Here is a 14,307-nt window from a genome sequence, read left to right as displayed (position 1 = left end):
TGGTCGGTCGGGTGTGGCAGAGCGACCGCTTCCAGCACCCGACCCAGGCGATCGCCGCCGGGTACGCGGCGATGGTGGCGGCCGGCACCGGTGTGCTGTCACTGCCGGCCGCGACGGAGGACGGGCAGCGGGCTGACCTGATCGACGCGCTGTTCACCGCCACGTCCGCGGTCTGCCTGACCGGGCTGGTCACCGTCGACACCGGCGGATTCTGGTCGCCGTTCGGCGAGGTGGCGATCCTCGTCCTGATCCAGGCCGGTGGGCTGGGGATCATGACGCTGGCGACGCTGGTCACCGTGCGGGTCACCCGGGCGCTGAGCATGCGGGGCCGGCTGGTGGCACAGACCGAGACCAAGAGCGGCGGCGCCGGCGACCTGCGCCGGCTCCTGCGCAACATCGTGCTGTTCAGCCTCGTCAGCGAGGTCGTGGTAGCGGTCGTCCTCACGGCGCGGTTCGCGGTCACCTACGACGAGCCGTTCGGTCGTGCGGTCTACCACGGGGTCTTCCACGCGGTGTCGGCGTTCAACAACGCGGGGTTCTCGCTCAACGACGACAACCTGATGCGGTACGTCACCGATCCGGTCGTGTGCCTGTCCGTCGCACTCGCGGTGATCGTCGGCGGGCTCGGGTTCCCGGTCGTCTTCGAACTGGCCCGCTGCTGGCGACGCCCGCGGGAGTGGACGGTGCTGACCCGGCTCACGGTATGGCTGACCGTGCCGCTGCTGGCCGTCGGCACGGCGCTGTTCACCGCCGTCGAGGCCACCAACCGGCACACGTTCGGCCCGCTGTCGGGCGCGGGCAAGGTGCTGGCCGGGTTCTTCCACACCGTGATGACCCGCAGCGGCGGGTTCAACTCTGTCGACACCGGCCGGCTACGTCCCGAGAGCCTGTTCGCCACCGACGTGTTCATGTTCATCGGTGGTGGCAGCGCCGGCACCGCCGGCGGGATCAAGGTGACCACGTTCGGGCTGCTCGCGTTCGTCCTGTGGTCGGAGATGCGCGGCGAGCCGCAGGTGAACGTGGGCCGCCGACGCGTCCCGGAGACCAACCAGCGGCAGGCGCTGGCGATCGCGCTGCTGGGCATCGGCGCGGTGACCGTCTCGACGTTCGCGCTGCTGAGCCTGACCGGCTACAGCCTGGACCGGGTGCTGTTCGAGGCGGTGTCGGCGTTCGGGATCAACGGCATGTCCACCGGGATCACCTCCGATCTGCCGGCGCCGGCGACGCTGCTGCTGGTCGCGCTGATGTTCGTCGGACGCCTCGGTCCGTTGACCCTGGCGACCGCGCTGGCCCTGCGGGAACGCACCCGTCGGTTCGAACACCCCGAGGAGAGGACGATCGTTGGCTGACATCCGCACGGAGTCCGTGATGGTCATCGGACTGGGCCGGTTCGGTAGCGCCCTGGCGCTGGAACTGACCAGCCGGGGCACCGAGGTCCTCGGCGTCGACACCAACCGCAAGCTGGTGCAGAACCTGTCCGGAAGGCTTCCCCACGTGGTCGTGGCCGACAGCACCGACATCGAGGCGCTACGCCAGCTCGGCATCGCCGAGTTCCGCCGCGCGGTCGTGGCGATCGGCACCGACATCCAAGCCAGCATCCTCACCGCGTCGCTGCTGTCGGAGCTCGAGGTGCCCGACATCTGGGCCAAGGCGATCAACCGGCAGCACGGCCGCATCCTCAGCCGCGTCGGCGCCCACCACGTCGTACTGCCCGAGCACGACATGGGGGAGCGGGTCGCCCACCTGCTCTCCGGGCGGATGCTCGACTACATCGAGGTCGACGAGGACTTCGCGATGGTCAAGACCAAGCCGCCGCGCGACATCGTCAGCGTGCCGCTCGGGGAGACCGGTCTGCGCGCCCGGTACGGGGTCACCGTCGTCGCGGTCAAGAGCCAGGCCCGCGGCGACACCGCGACGTTCACCTACGCCACCTCCGACACCGTCCTCATGTACGGCGACGTCATCCTCGTCGTCGGCACGATCAGAGACGTCGAACGCTTCGCCGAGGTCGACTGACGGGGACTCTCACGCCAACTTGTCGAGACGGTCGCGGACGCGGCGGTCGATCTGATGGCGCGCATAGCCGCGCAGCCTCCGCGTGAACGACGTGGTCGGTGATGTCGTAACCCCGTAACGCGATCATGAAGTCACTGCGCATGCGCGGACATTACCCACCTGGGACACCGGGGCCACGCCCGATATTGACGCGATGTTGACGGCGGCTCGCTTGCACACGCGGGGGACCGGCCGTTGACTAATGCCCGGCGGAAGTGGAGGGACCGTGAACCTCGGAAAGGTGATCTTCGCCTTTGTGGTCATGCTGGCGGCGACGCTCAACGCGGGCTTTTTCGTCGGAGATCTCGGCGACCCGACGGTCCACCATGTCTCCGGGCTGTTCGCCGCGGTGGTGGTGAACATGGTGGCGACCCTGATGAAGCTCGGCGACCGCACGCAGTTCGGCGCGACCCATCTGGCCACCAGCCTGGTCGCCGACCTCCAGTTGGTCGCCGCGGTCGTCTGCTGGGTGTACGCGGCCCAGTTCTCGCCGGACGGGCTGACCCGGGGGATGACCGCGGTGGTCGTCTCGTTGTCCGGTGGTGCGCTGCTCGCGAACGTCGCGTCGGTCACCCTGCTGGTGGTCGAGACCGTCCGCTACAAGCGGCCCTGACCGTCCGTCCTCCGCGACCGCTGCCATTCGTCGATGAGGGCCGGTAGGCGGTCGAGCATGTAGCGGTAGAAGTCGCGCATCTCGGTGAGGCGGCGGCCCGCGGGGGTGTCGTCGCCGGCAATGGCCAGGCCCTCGTCGGCCGCGGTGGTCATGAGCGTCAGGGCGGCGTTCTGGGCGGACATGAGGGTGGCCCATGCGCCGTCGCGGAAGCTGTAGTGGTCGCGGCGGCTGCCCGGTGCCGGGACGCGTTCGACCATGCCCATCGCGGTGAGCTGTTTGAGCGCACCGGACATCGCTCCGGAGCTGACGCCGAGCTGCTCGCCGATCTCGCCGGCGGTCATCGACTCGCGTTGGCTGAACAGCAGGGCGGCCATGACTCGGGCGGTCATCCGCTGCAGGCCGTAGCTGGCGAGGGTCAGGGCGAAGCGCTCGGCGGCGGCGGTCAGGTCGGCACCCACCCGATCATGGTAGCCGCCCATCGCTGCGTTCAGAGTCTTCACAGATCTCTGAAACATGGATACCTTGGGCTCATGGGTGTGGACGTCATCGTCGCCGAGAACCTGACCAAGACCTACGGCGGTCGCCGCGGTCTCGCCGGGCTCGACCTGGTCGTGCGGCCGGGTGAAGTGCTGGGGTTCCTCGGCCCGAACGGTGCCGGCAAGACGACCACGATCCGGCTGCTCCTCGACCTGATCCGCCCAACCGCGGGCACAGTCCGGGTTCTCGGGCTCGATCCGCGCGCCGACGCGGTCGCCCTGAACCGCCGGATCGGTTACCTGCCGGGCGACCTCGTCGTCGACAGCCGGCACACCGTCGAGACGTGCCTGGGGTTCCTGGCGTCGCTGCGCGGCGGCGCCGGACGCGATCGGATCGGTGCCCTCGCCGGGCGCCTGGGCCTGGAACGGTCGGCGCCGATCCGCAGCCTGTCCAAGGGCAACCGGCAGAAGGTCGGGATCGTGCAGGCCTTCATGCACGAACCGGAACTGCTGATATTGGACGAGCCGACCGCCGGCCTCGACCCGCTGGTGCAGCAGACGTTCCTGGCGATGGTGGGCGAGGCCGCCGCGCGTGGCGCGACGGTGTTCATGTCCAGCCACGTGCTGACAGAGGTGGAGGCGGTCGCCGACCGGGTGGCGATCATCCGCGACGGGCGCCTGGTCGCCCTCGACACTTTCGCCGCCCTGCGCGCCTCGGCCGTGCGGCGCGTCGACCTGACCTTCACCGAACCTGTCGACCCGGCGGAGTTCGCCGGCCTGCCCGGCGTCACCGACCTGCACGCCGACGGTGCGTCCCTGCGCTGCCACCTGACCGGCAGCCCGGACGCGTTGCTGCGAGCGGCCACCCGGCACACCGTCACCGGGATCGTGGCGACCGAGCCGGCGCTGGAAGACCTGTTCCACAGCTACTACACCGGACCGGAGCCTATCGATGCACGCTGAGATCGCCGTACGGACGGTCGTCGACAACTGGCGCAGCCTCACCGGATGGGTCGTCGGGACCACCGCGGCCGGCGTCATGTACGCCAGCTTCTACCCACAGCTGGCCAACGGGCAGATGGCCGAAGCCGTGGCCAGCTACCCGCGGGCCCTCCGCGAGGCGCTGCGCATGGACGACCTGACCTCGGCCGCCGGATACCTCGGCTCGACGGTATTCGGGCTCATCCTGCCGCTGGTCGTCATGCTCTACGGCGCGTTCACCGGCTCGCGCGCCGTCGCCGGCGACGAGGAGAGCGGATACCTCGACCTGATCCTCGCCCACCCGGTGAGCCGGACCCGGCTCGTGGTGGAGCGGTTTGCGGCGCTGGCCGCCGGCGCCGCCGGCATCGGCGCGGCGGTGTTCCTGGCGATGCTGGCCCTCCGCAGCGCCGCCGAGCTCACGGACGTCTCCGTGGCCGGGTTCGCCGCCCAGTGCCTCAACCTGACCCTGCTCGGAACGGTCTTCGGCGGGTTCGGTGTCGGGCTCGGCGCGGCGACCGGCCGTCGTGGCCTGGTGCTGGCGGTCACCGCCGTGGTCGGGGTCGTCGCGTACGCGCTGCACGCCTTCGCCCGTCCGCTCGGACTGGACGCGGCGGCCACGCTGTCGCCGTTCCACCACTACCTCGCCGGCGAGCCGCTGCGCGCCGGCTTCCAGTGGACGCACACCGCAGTCCTCGCGGCCGTCACCGCGGTCCTGGTCGCCGCGGGAACGTTGCGGTTCGCGCGACGCGACATCCGGACCTGAGGGGACACCGGAGCGGCTGCCGCTGCGGTACGGTGATGGTGGTGTGCCGGGAAGTCTGGTCGGCGTGGTTGTTGATCGCGCGACCCCGGAGGCTCACATGGGCGAAGCCGCCCTCCACACCGATCAGTTGACGAAGCGGTTCGGCCGCCTCACCGCCGTCGACAGCCTCGATCTCACCGTCAACGCCGGCGAGGTGTTCGGTTTCCTCGGCCCGAACGGCGCCGGTAAGTCCACCACGATCCGCATGGTTCTGGGTCTCGTCCGGCCGACATCGGGGCGGGCGTGGGTCTTCGGCGACGACGCGGCCGACGTGGCGTCGGCGCACGACCGGCTCGCCCACGTGCCGGCCGACGTGGCACTCTGGCCCCAGCTCACCGGCGCGGAGACTTTGGAGCTGCTCGGCCGGATCGGTCCCGGCGTCGACGTGGCGTACCGCGACGAGCTGGTGCGCCGGTTCGACCTCGACCTCTCGCGGCCGGCGGGCACGTACTCGACCGGCAACCGGCAGAAGGTCGCACTGGTGGCCGCGTTCGCCACCCGGGCGCCGCTGCTGATCCTCGACGAGCCGACCAGCGGCCTGGACCCCTTGATGGAGCGCGAGTTCCGCAACGCCGTCCGCGAGGCCCGTGACCGCGGGCAGGCGGTCTTCCTGAGCTCGCACCAGCTTGCCGAGGTCGAGGCCGTCTGCGACCGGGTCGGCATCCTGCGCGCCGGTCGCCTCGTCGACGTGGCCTCCATCGCCCAGTTGCGGAAGCTGCGCCGCACCGAGGTCGAGGCCGTGTTCACCGGCCGACCCCCGAACCTCGGGGCGGTCGCTGGGATCGACGGGCTCGAGACGGCGACGAACGACGACGGCCACCTGCGAATGCGGTTCACGTTGACCGGCCGGCCCGCCGACGCCCTGCGGGCGCTGGCCGATGCCGACGTGGATCAGATCGCGGTCCGTGAGCCGAGCCTCGAGGAGATCTTCCTCGCCTACTACGGCGACGACGTCCGATGACCCCGGTAACCTCGCTCGCCCTGCGCCAGATGTACAAGGGCGCGGTCGTCGTCACGGTCGTCTGCGCGGGCATGTCGGCGATGGTCGCCGGCACCTACCGGTCCACCGTCGGCGACGGCCTGGACCTGGCGTCGCTGCAGGCGTTGGCGACCAACCCGGCCATCCGCACGCTGTTCGGCGAGCCGACCGGGTTGGACACCGCCGGCGGTTTCACCGTGTGGCGCACCGGCACCTTCCTCGCGGTCATGGTCGGCGTGTGGGGGCTGCTGACGGCCACCCGGCTGACCCGCGGCGAGGAGCAGGCGCGGCGGTGGGACCTGCTGCTGTCCGGCCGGTACCCCGCCACGGCGGTCACGGTCCGCACCCTGCTGGTGCTGTCCGCGGCCGCCGTGCTCACCGGCGTCGGCGTCAGCACGGCGCTGGTCGCCGCCGGTACCGCGGTGCCGGGTGCGGTGCTGCACGGGGCCGGGATCGCCGCGACCGGTGTCTTCTTCACCGCCGTGGGCGGGTTCGCCGCGCAGCTGTGGCCGGCCCGCACCTCCGCGACGATGGGTGCGATGGCGCTGCTCGTCGGCGGACTGCTGATCCGGATGGTCGGCGACGGCGTCGAATGGTTGTCGTGGCTGCGCTGGCTGAGCCCGTTCGGTCTGCTGGAGCTGTCGCGCCCCTATGCCGACGACCGGCCGCTGCCGTTGCTCGTCCTCACCGTCGCGGCGGCCGCGGTGACCGTCGCCGCCGTCGCGGCCGGCCGCCGCCGCGACCTCCACAGTGGATGGTTCCGGCCCGGCACCGGACGCCCGCCGCGGCTGGTCCTGCTCGGCTCCGTACCCGGCTTCGCCGTTCGCCGCACGCTGCGCACCCTCGCCGGCTGGATTGCCGCGATCGGCTCCTACTACCTGCTGATCGGGTTGATCGGCCGCTCGATGACGCGGTTCCTGGCCGACAACCCCCGGTTCGCCGACGCCGCCGCCCAGGCCGGCTTTACCGGCCTCGGCTCGATCCAGGGCTACGCCGGCACCCTGTTCGCCCTCCTGGCGGTGCCGGTCGGCGTGTTCGCCACGGCCCGCATCGCCACCCTGGTCGACGACGAGGCCGCCGGGCGGCTGATCCTGCTCTACGCCCAACCGGTAAGCCGTACCGCGCTCCTGGGCGCCGAGGTCGCCGCGGCCGCCGCAGCCGCCGCCCTCCTGGCCGTGGCCGCAGCCCTGGCAGCCTGGCTCGGCGCTACCGTCGTCGGCTCCGGCCTGACGCTCACCGACGCCCTGGCCGGCGCGGCAAACGTCCTCCCGATCACAGCGCTGTGCCTCGGCGCGGCCGTGCTCGCCCTCGGCGTCGCGCCACGCTTCGTGGCACTCGTCGGGTCGCTGCCCGCCGTCGGCGGGTTCCTCTGGTACGTCCTCGCCGACACCATCGGCGCCCCGCAGTGGTCGCAGCAGCTGTCACCGTTCGCCCACCTCGCACCGGTGCCGGCGACGAGCCCCGACTGGGCCGGTGCCGGCGGCATGCTGGCCGTCGCGGTCACCGCGGGGGCGATAGGCCTGTGGGCGTACCGGCGAAGGGACCTGCGGATCAGCTGACGGTGCCGGCGGCGATCAAACGCCTGTACGGACCGACGTATTTGATCATCGTCACTCGATCGACACATCGTCGCGGACGCGTCGCCACAGTCCTGGTAGATGCTGGCGAGGCGGCGAGACCGTGTGGCTGGAGCCGACATCCGAGCCTCCGATCGCCGGGGAGGTGGAGTGAACGCTGGTTCCATCGATCGACCGGTCGTCGTTGGTGTCAACCGATCGGACCCGGCGTCCGCTGCGGTCCGGTGGGCCGCGCGGTACGCCGACACCGTCGCCGCGTCGTTGCGGTTGGTCCACGCGACGAGGCTCACGGACGCCATGGGCCCGTCTCCGGCGGCGTCCGGCGGTGATGTCCAGATCGGACCGTGCCGGTCGGGAAGACCCGGCGATCGGCTGCTCGCTACCGCGTTGGCCGAGGCGGCACGGTGCGCGCCGCGGCTACGTATTTCTGTGCGTACCGCGTACGGCACGCCGTCGTCGGCGCTCATCGACTCATCGTCCGACGCCCGCCTCCTCGTGGTCGGTGGTGGCACGCGGGGGCGCTGGGCGGCGCTGTTCGACTCGGTCACCGCCGGGGTCGTCGCCGCGGCGCACAGTCCGGTAGTGGTCGTCCGTGGAGACCTCGAAGCGTCCGGACCTGTAGTCGTGGTTGTCGATGGGTCGGACGACGGCGTGCCGGCGCTGCGGTTCGGCTTCGCCGAGGCCTCACGACGCGGTCGCGGCCTGCTTCTCGTGTACGCCGCCGCCGGGGAGGACCATGGCGCCGGGTCCACCGCGGTGGCATCGCAGTCGTTCGTCGCTGAGGTGGCGGTGTGCCGTGACCGCTTTCCCGATGTCGCCGTGGACGAGAAGGCGTTGCCGGGACCCGTGGTGGCCGGCGCAATGCCCGGAGCGGCACTGGTCGTGGTCGGCTGCCGCGGGCGTCGGCGACTGGCCGGGCTCCGGTTCGGTTCTACGAGCCAGGCACTGCTGTACACGTCGGCCTGCCCGGTCGCGGTGGTCCGCCGCGCCGGCTGACGTTGGACGGCGGCCGGCTCCCGGGAGATCAGAACCGCGATCTGGCCGTCTCTCACTCGGATTCCGACGCCTCTGCCTCCGGCCAACCGAGCAACCGTGCGCCGATGACCGCGGTCTCCAACGTGTACCGCTGGACGGGCGAGGTCGGGTCGTACCCGGTGAGGCGGTGAATCCGCGCCAGGCGGTAGGTCAACGCCCGGACGCTGAGATGCAGCGTTCGGGCTGCCGCCATCGCGTTCCCGGCCCGGAAGTAGGCCGTCAGCGTGTCGAGCAACGGTCGGGCGCCACCGCGTGTGTGCTCCAGCGGCGCCAGCACCGTGTCTACGAGGTCCACCATCGCCGCACGGTCACGACCGAGTACCTGGTAGACGAGCAGGTCCGCGCTCAGCATGTCGTGCGCGGACACCCCGAGACGGCCGGCCAGCTCCAGTGCCGTACGGGCCTCGTCGTAGGAGCGGGCCACTCCACCGGCTCCCGCGTGGGGACGGCCGATGCCGATCGTGCCCGGATCATCCCGTGCGACGGCGTTCCGGAGGTGGTCGCCGACCGCCGCGCTGTCGCTGCTCTGCGCGACGCACACCAGCAGCCCGTCCTTCGTCGACACCAGGACGCCGGACGGGCTCAGCCGGTTACGCAAGACCTCGGCAAGGCGTCGGGTGCGTTCGTCGGTGTCGGTGAAGGGCCGCTCGTCGCGGATCACGGCCACGATGTGGCGTGCGGCGAGCGCCAGCCCGAAGCGTCCCGCCCGCTCGGCCAACCGGCCGGGGTCGCCCCCGTGCAGCAGATCGTCGACGAATTCGCGCCGCAGCGCCTCCTCGCTGCGGATCGCCGCGCGCTGGGCGTCGTCGTATCCCGTGGCCAGTGCGACGATGGCGTCGTTGGCCACGCGCAGGACCGCCGCTGTCACGTCGCGGTGACCGGCTTTCGGGGCCTCGAGCAGCTCGGTCCACGCCAGCCGGGTGGCCCGAAGGTAGACGTCGACGAGCGTGCCCAGCGCAACGCTGTCCTCCGCGGCCCGCCGGCCGATCTGGCGCCGGTCGGACCGGTCGGCGGCGGTCAGCCCGCGACCCGTGCGCGCGGCCCGCAGCAGGATGTCGAGGTAGCCGGCGAGGAGCGACGGATCGGTTCCACTCGCTGTGGAGGCGCGTCGGATCACATCGGCGGTACCGGGGTCGGCGACCCCGGCCGACCGGGTCCCGTTCGTTCGCGCCATCACCGGTGTCCCACCCGACCTCGATGCGCCCGGATCCGCAGCTGCGGAGGCTCGCGTCGATCAGCCGGCCCGGTTCCACCGACGGCGTGGAACCGGGGGCACCGTGTCGTCGGCGGGCCTGCCCGGTACGGGTGGAAGGCGCCTGCCCCGTTTGTAGGCATAGGCGCGGTGGTGTGGCGGGTCAGGTACTGGTGTGCGGTCATCCGAACTCGCCCTCGGGGTCGCTGAAGTCGTCGCCGACCAGTCTTCCCGGCACACCGTCACCGACAATAGCGGATGCGGGTCGGGGCCTGGGCTCCGGAGGCTCGCGCGGCCCTGACCCGACGCCGGTCCCTCCGGGCGTGGTCCAGGCGTCATGACGTACGCAACCAGCTGTCCAAAGGAGACACCGGCTTACCTACGGAGGCCTTGCGTTGACGCCGAGGTCGCGTGGTCGGGCCAGCGCCCCCTTCGAGTCGAGTCGTCATCGGTCGATGGCCTCGTGATGTGGCGCGTCAGGGTGCTGTGGCGGTCGTAGACGGTCTGCCTGCGGGCCCGGCGTTGAAGCAGGTGGCCGCCCACCAGTAGCGTGACGACGGCGATCCCGATGACCAGCTCCCAGGCGTCGCGGGTCACGGCGATGAGGACGACGACCGCGATCAGCGCGCCGAGTGCGCGTCCGTACCGGGGTTGAAGTCCTTCCTCATGTCTTCGCATGGGTTCCACGGTCGCCGCGCCGTGTGACGGTTGCTGCTGGCGTCATATGACACCCTCATGACAATGCGTCGACCCCGGGGAGTGCCCTCGGTCGCGTCGAGATGCTCGCGCCGCGCTTGGGAACGCTCGCGGCCGCGCTGAGGGTCTGCAGGGGTGAGCGCAGTTCGTGACCGCGCCGGCGGCCCCCGCGAGCGGTTGTCACACAACCGTCAAACAAGCGCGCCACCGCCGCCATCTACCTCGTGAACGCTGTGGGTATGACGGGACAGACCGCCCGGGCTGGGGATGACACCGCCGTCGCGACGTCGCCGATTCCACGGCTGGAGCTGATGATCTGTGGTGCTGCTGGACGGAACGGTCGATTGCGCCGCGACCGCGGAGGCCATCGGCGGACTGGTGTGGGACGTTCCCGGCGTCGAGGACGTCAGGAACAGCCTGGCCCGGCCGCGTCGGGCCCGGTGAAAGGGGGACGCGAGCGCGTACTGTAGATATCTGGTGTGCCGGGAAGTCTGGTCGGCGGTCCGTTTGTCGTGCCGTCCAGAGGAGCCTGATGTCGTCACCGTCGCGTTCATCGTTTCGTCGCCCGCTGTTCGACCGTGGAAGCTGGCCCGAGGTCAGCCGGATCGGTGATGTCCTGCGCACCGAGTCCGTCGGCGGGGTACTCCTACTGGTCGCCGCAGTGGTGGCGCTCGTATGGGCCAACTCCCCGTGGCGTGACGGGTACCACGCTCTCGGCGGGACCCGGGTCGGTCCGCAGGCGTGGCATCTTGACCTGACGCTGGCCACGTGGGCGGCTGACGGGCTGCTGGCGGTGTTCTTCTTCGTTGCCGGTCTGGAGCTCAAGCGGGAGTTCGTCGCCGGCGACCTACGTGACCCGCGCCGGGCGGCGCTGCCGATCGCCGCCGCGCTCGGCGGGATGATCGTCCCGGCGGTGTTCTACGTGGCGGTGGTCGAATCCGCCGGCAACGGTGACGCGCTGGCCGGGTGGGCGATCCCGATCGCCACCGACATCGCCTTCGCGCTGGCCGTGCTCGCGGTGATCAGTACTCACCTGCCGGTGGCGTTGCGGACGTTTCTACTCACACTCGCAGTCGTCGACGACCTGCTCGGCATCACCGTCATCGGGGTCTTCTACACCGACGACCTGCGGCTGCTGCCGCTCATCCTGGCGGTGGTTCCGCTGGCGGTGTTCGCGTTCGCACTGCGCCGGCGGTTCCGGTTCGGGTGGCTGCTGCTCGTGCCCGCCGTGGCGACGTGGCTGCTGGTGCACGAGTCGGGGGTGCACGCCACCGTCGCCGGCGTGCTGCTCGCTCTCGCCGTGCCGATGCGCCGCACCGCCGACGGGAGCGGTTGTGAGCTGGCCGAGCGGATGGAGCACCGGTGGCGGCCGGTGTCGGCCGGGTTCGCCGTGCCGGTCTTCGCGTTCTTCGCCGCCGGGGTCACCGTCGTCGGCGGCGAGGCCCTCGGCTCCCGGCTGACGCATCCGGTGACCGTGGCGATCGTCCTGGCGCTGGTGGTCGGCAAGACGCTCGGCGTGCTCGCGGCGACGTGGGCAACCCAGCGCTTCACCCGGGCGCAGCTGTCGACGGATCTGGGATGGTGGGACGTCGTCGGTGTCGCGTTGTTGGCCGGTATCGGGTTCACCGTGTCATTGCTCATCGGTGAACTGGCCTTCGGCGCCGGGAGCGACGGCAACGACCAGGCGAAGATCGGTATCCTCCTCGGGTCGCTGCTCGCCGCCGCCCTCGCGGCCGTCGTGCTACGACTGCGCAACCGTCGTTACCGACGCATCCGCGTCGCCGAGGAGCTCGACCTGGACGCCGACGGCGTCCCGGACGTCTACCGCACCGACAAACCGCCGGCGGCGTCGCCCGCCGGGTCCGGCCCGGAGTAGGCAGGGCGTCGAGGATGGCCAGCAGGATCCGGATGCTCGCACCGTCTGGCCGATTGCCGCGCTCATATTCGCCTCCATGCTCGGCGGAACCTACCTGTGGCAGGGCCCGCGGACGGCGCTCGGGACGGGAGACGTGAGCCACCGTCGCGACGTTGACATACCGCCCAGCAGCCTCCGCCACCGCCGTCACAGATCCTGACTGACCCACACCATCGTGAGAAGGGAGGCCGCCGTGCCGACGGCTCCGAACCCGCCCGAGCCGGATCCCGCGCAGTTCGACCGGATCGTGTCGCAACTGCGGTCCCGGTCGTCACAGTCGACCGGGTCGACGCGGACGCCGACATCCGGTCCGACGCTGGGCGACTTCGGCTTCGTGATCTCCTGCCTGGCCGTCATTGTGCCGATGTCGATGGTCGTCGGTGGCTGGGTCGGGCTGACCCTGCTGTTCGTGTCGGTGTTCGTTGCCGCACGGCTCATCGCCGGGCCGAACCGTCGTCAACGCCGGTGACCCCGAGCCCGATGGCTGACGCGGAGGCAGGCGGGACGTAGAGTGGATCACGGTGTGCCGGGAAGTCTGGTCGGCGATGTGCTGGCTGGCGCCCGGGAGGATCCATGGCCACCTCGACCCGTGTGTGGACGGTCGGCGTCGCGGCGGTCGTGCGGCGAATCTCCGAGGGCGGGCAGCTCCCGCGAACCGACCGGACACTGAGCCTGGACTACCGCATCCGCTCCGTTCTGGCGACGGAGACCCGGGGTGCGGCCGCGCTCTTGGCCGCTACCGTGCTGGCGCTGATCTGGGCGAACATTCCCGGTGCGGGATACGAGGCACTCTGGCATACGAAGGTGACGGTCGGTGTCGGTGGCGCGCGGCTGAGCGAGGATCTGCGGCACTGGGTCAACGACGGTCTGATGGTGTTCTTCTTCTTTCTGGCCGGCTTGGAGATCCGTCGCGAGTTCAGCTTCGGCGCACTGCGTGACCGGCGGGCGGCCATGGCGCCGATGGTCGCCGCCGTCGGCGGTATGGTGCTGCCGGCGGTCATCTTCGCGACGGTGACCGCCGGCAGTCCGGCGCAGTCGGCGTGGGGTATGGCGATGGCCACCGACATCGCGTTCGCACTCGGTGTGCTGGCTCTGATCGGTCCCCGGTGTCCGGCCAATGTCCGGGTCTTCCTGCTGACGCTGGCCATCGTCGACGACATCGGCGCGATCCTGGTCATCGCCGTGGTCTACACCGACGCGCTGCATCTGGTGCCGCTGCTCGTCGCCGCTGTCACGTTCGGGGTCGTGCTGGCGCTGCGGGCGGCCGGGATCTGGCGGGCCACGCCGTACTTCATCGCGGGGCTGGTGCTATGGGTCGCCACGTACGAGTCCGGCCTGCACCCGACCATCGTCGGCGTCGTGCTCGGTCTGTTGACTCCGACGTTCCTGCCGCGTACCGGCGATCTGGACCGTCTCGACCGGCTGGTCGGCGGGATGCGTAACCGACCCGGGCCGGAGAAGGCGCGCCTGCTGGCCATCGCCGCGCACGCGTCGGTGTCGTCCAACGACCGGCTGCAGTACCTGCTGCGGCCCTGGAGCAGTTTCGTCATCGTCCCGCTGTTCGCACTCGCCAACGCCGGCGTCGCACTGAACCTGGATCTGCTGTCGCGGGCGGTGCGTTCACCGGTGACGCTGGGTGTATTCGCCGGGCTCGTCGTCGGCAAGGCACTGGGTATCTGGGGCGCCACCGCGCTGGTGGTCAGAACCGGATTCGGGCGGCTGCCGGCCGGGGTCGCGATGCCGCAGATCCGGTCGGTGGGTGCGGTCGCCGGTATCGGATTCACGGTGTCGCTGTTCGTCGCGGAGCTCGCGCTCCCCGACGACGCCGTCCGGGACGAGGCGAAGGTCGGCATCCTGGCCGCGGCGGTCGCGGCGGTGCTGCTGGGGGTGGCTGCTGTTCCGACTGCCCGGCCGGCAACCCGGCCCGGCGCCCGACACGTCGTTGCGGCCTGCCACCGGTGGCCACGACGAGCACAGCCGCGGGCC

The 14,307-nt window shown here is 71.1% G+C and carries 13 protein-coding genes and 1 pseudogene; 12 read left to right on the top strand and 2 right to left on the bottom strand.

The annotated features are described in order from the left end of the window. From Voc01_RS51965 to Voc01_RS51955, 3 genes are all read left to right on the top strand, one after another. The coding region (locus tag Voc01_RS51965; protein WP_307781627.1) for a TrkH family potassium uptake protein at positions 1 to 1,349 on the top strand (1,349 nt) is incomplete at its 5' end. 19 nt (positions 1,350 to 1,368) lie between these two features. Beyond that, the gene (locus Voc01_RS51960; RefSeq protein ID WP_203935217.1) at positions 1,369 to 2,016 is read left to right on the top strand and encodes a potassium channel family protein; all 648 of its coding nucleotides are present in this window, start codon (positions 1,369 to 1,371) and stop codon (positions 2,014 to 2,016) included. A gap of 265 nt (positions 2,017 to 2,281) precedes the next feature. Continuing rightward, complete coding sequence (locus Voc01_RS51955; RefSeq protein WP_203935216.1) at positions 2,282 to 2,668, top strand: DUF6394 family protein; 387 nt, start codon at positions 2,282 to 2,284, stop codon at positions 2,666 to 2,668. Here Voc01_RS51955 and Voc01_RS51950 read toward each other — a convergent pair. Further along, positions 2,653 to 3,126, bottom strand: coding sequence for a GbsR/MarR family transcriptional regulator (locus tag Voc01_RS51950; RefSeq protein ID WP_239161108.1), 474 nt, complete (start codon positions 3,124 to 3,126; stop codon positions 2,653 to 2,655). The genes Voc01_RS51955 and Voc01_RS51950 overlap by 16 nt on opposite strands. A 72-nt stretch (positions 3,127 to 3,198) precedes the next feature. On the opposite strand from Voc01_RS51950, the gene Voc01_RS51945 reads away from it, so the two are divergent. From Voc01_RS51945 to Voc01_RS51925, 5 genes are all read left to right on the top strand, one after another. After that, positions 3,199 to 4,107, top strand: coding sequence for an ABC transporter ATP-binding protein (locus Voc01_RS51945; protein ID WP_203935215.1), 909 nt, complete (start codon positions 3,199 to 3,201; stop codon positions 4,105 to 4,107). Continuing rightward, complete coding sequence (locus Voc01_RS51940) at positions 4,097 to 4,888, top strand: ABC transporter permease subunit (RefSeq protein WP_203935214.1); 792 nt, start codon at positions 4,097 to 4,099, stop codon at positions 4,886 to 4,888. The genes Voc01_RS51945 and Voc01_RS51940 overlap by 11 nt, the downstream gene beginning before the upstream one ends. Positions 4,889 to 4,985: 97 nt before the next feature. Beyond that, positions 4,986 to 5,888: an ABC transporter ATP-binding protein gene (locus tag Voc01_RS51935; protein ID WP_203935213.1), complete on the top strand. Its 903-nt coding sequence runs from the start codon at positions 4,986 to 4,988 to the stop codon at positions 5,886 to 5,888. Next, complete coding sequence (locus Voc01_RS51930) at positions 5,885 to 7,465, top strand: ABC transporter permease (protein ID WP_203935212.1); 1,581 nt, start codon at positions 5,885 to 5,887, stop codon at positions 7,463 to 7,465. The genes Voc01_RS51935 and Voc01_RS51930 overlap by 4 nt, the downstream gene beginning before the upstream one ends. A gap of 99 nt (positions 7,466 to 7,564) precedes the next feature. Further along, positions 7,565 to 8,479, top strand: coding sequence for a universal stress protein (locus Voc01_RS51925; RefSeq protein ID WP_239161107.1), 915 nt, complete (start codon positions 7,565 to 7,567; stop codon positions 8,477 to 8,479). A gap of 52 nt (positions 8,480 to 8,531) precedes the next feature. Here Voc01_RS51925 and Voc01_RS51920 read toward each other — a convergent pair whose 3' ends face one another. Beyond that, positions 8,532 to 9,692 (bottom strand): PucR family transcriptional regulator, encoded by a 1,161-nt coding sequence (locus Voc01_RS51920; RefSeq protein WP_203935210.1) that lies wholly within the window; start codon positions 9,690 to 9,692, stop codon positions 8,532 to 8,534. Positions 9,693 to 10,724: 1,032 nt separating this feature from the next. On the opposite strand from Voc01_RS51920, the gene Voc01_RS51915 reads away from it, so the two are divergent. From Voc01_RS51915 to nhaA (Voc01_RS51900), 4 genes and pseudogenes are all read left to right on the top strand, one after another. Next, the gene (locus Voc01_RS51915) at positions 10,725 to 10,850 is read left to right on the top strand and encodes a BON domain-containing protein (RefSeq protein WP_203935209.1); all 126 of its coding nucleotides are present in this window, start codon (positions 10,725 to 10,727) and stop codon (positions 10,848 to 10,850) included. An 88-nt stretch (positions 10,851 to 10,938) separates the two neighbouring features. Further along, the gene (gene nhaA, locus Voc01_RS51910) at positions 10,939 to 12,282 is read left to right on the top strand and encodes a Na+/H+ antiporter NhaA (protein ID WP_203935208.1); all 1,344 of its coding nucleotides are present in this window, start codon (positions 10,939 to 10,941) and stop codon (positions 12,280 to 12,282) included. Positions 12,283 to 12,514: 232 nt separating this feature from the next. After that, positions 12,515 to 12,790 (top strand): hypothetical protein, encoded by a 276-nt coding sequence (locus Voc01_RS51905; RefSeq protein WP_203935207.1) that lies wholly within the window; start codon positions 12,515 to 12,517, stop codon positions 12,788 to 12,790. Between the two features lie 104 nt (positions 12,791 to 12,894). Then, positions 12,895 to 14,202: pseudogene (gene nhaA, locus Voc01_RS51900) on the top strand (Na+/H+ antiporter NhaA); the annotation flags it as partial. Positions 14,203 to 14,307 lie beyond the last annotated feature (105 nt).

Origin of the sequence: Virgisporangium ochraceum (genome assembly GCF_016863655.1) — a bacterium.
Lineage (GTDB): Bacteria > Actinomycetota > Actinomycetes > Mycobacteriales > Micromonosporaceae > Virgisporangium > Virgisporangium ochraceum.
The sequence above is the reverse complement of the archived record's forward strand: the minus strand, read 5'-3'. Positions and strand labels throughout refer to the sequence as shown.

What these genes read in the sequence shown, in the direction of transcription:
- Voc01_RS51960 (WP_203935217.1), top strand. Translation starts at nt 1,369, where the DNA reads ATGGTCATCGGACTGGGCCGGTTCGGTAGCGCCCTGGCGCTGGAACTG.
- Voc01_RS51945 (WP_203935215.1), top strand. Translation starts at nt 3,199, where the DNA reads ATGGGTGTGGACGTCATCGTCGCCGAGAACCTGACCAAGACCTACGGC.
- Voc01_RS51940 (WP_203935214.1), top strand. Translation starts at nt 4,097, where the DNA reads ATGCACGCTGAGATCGCCGTACGGACGGTCGTCGACAACTGGCGCAGC.
- Voc01_RS51935 (WP_203935213.1), top strand. Translation starts at nt 4,986, where the DNA reads ATGGGCGAAGCCGCCCTCCACACCGATCAGTTGACGAAGCGGTTCGGC.
- Voc01_RS51930 (WP_203935212.1), top strand. Translation starts at nt 5,885, where the DNA reads ATGACCCCGGTAACCTCGCTCGCCCTGCGCCAGATGTACAAGGGCGCG.
- Voc01_RS51925 (WP_239161107.1), top strand. Translation starts at nt 7,565, where the DNA reads ATGCTGGCGAGGCGGCGAGACCGTGTGGCTGGAGCCGACATCCGAGCC.
- Voc01_RS51920 (WP_203935210.1), bottom strand. Translation starts at nt 9,692, where the DNA reads ATGGCGCGAACGAACGGGACCCGGTCGGCCGGGGTCGCCGACCCCGGT.
- nhaA (WP_203935208.1), top strand. Translation starts at nt 10,939, where the DNA reads ATGTCGTCACCGTCGCGTTCATCGTTTCGTCGCCCGCTGTTCGACCGT.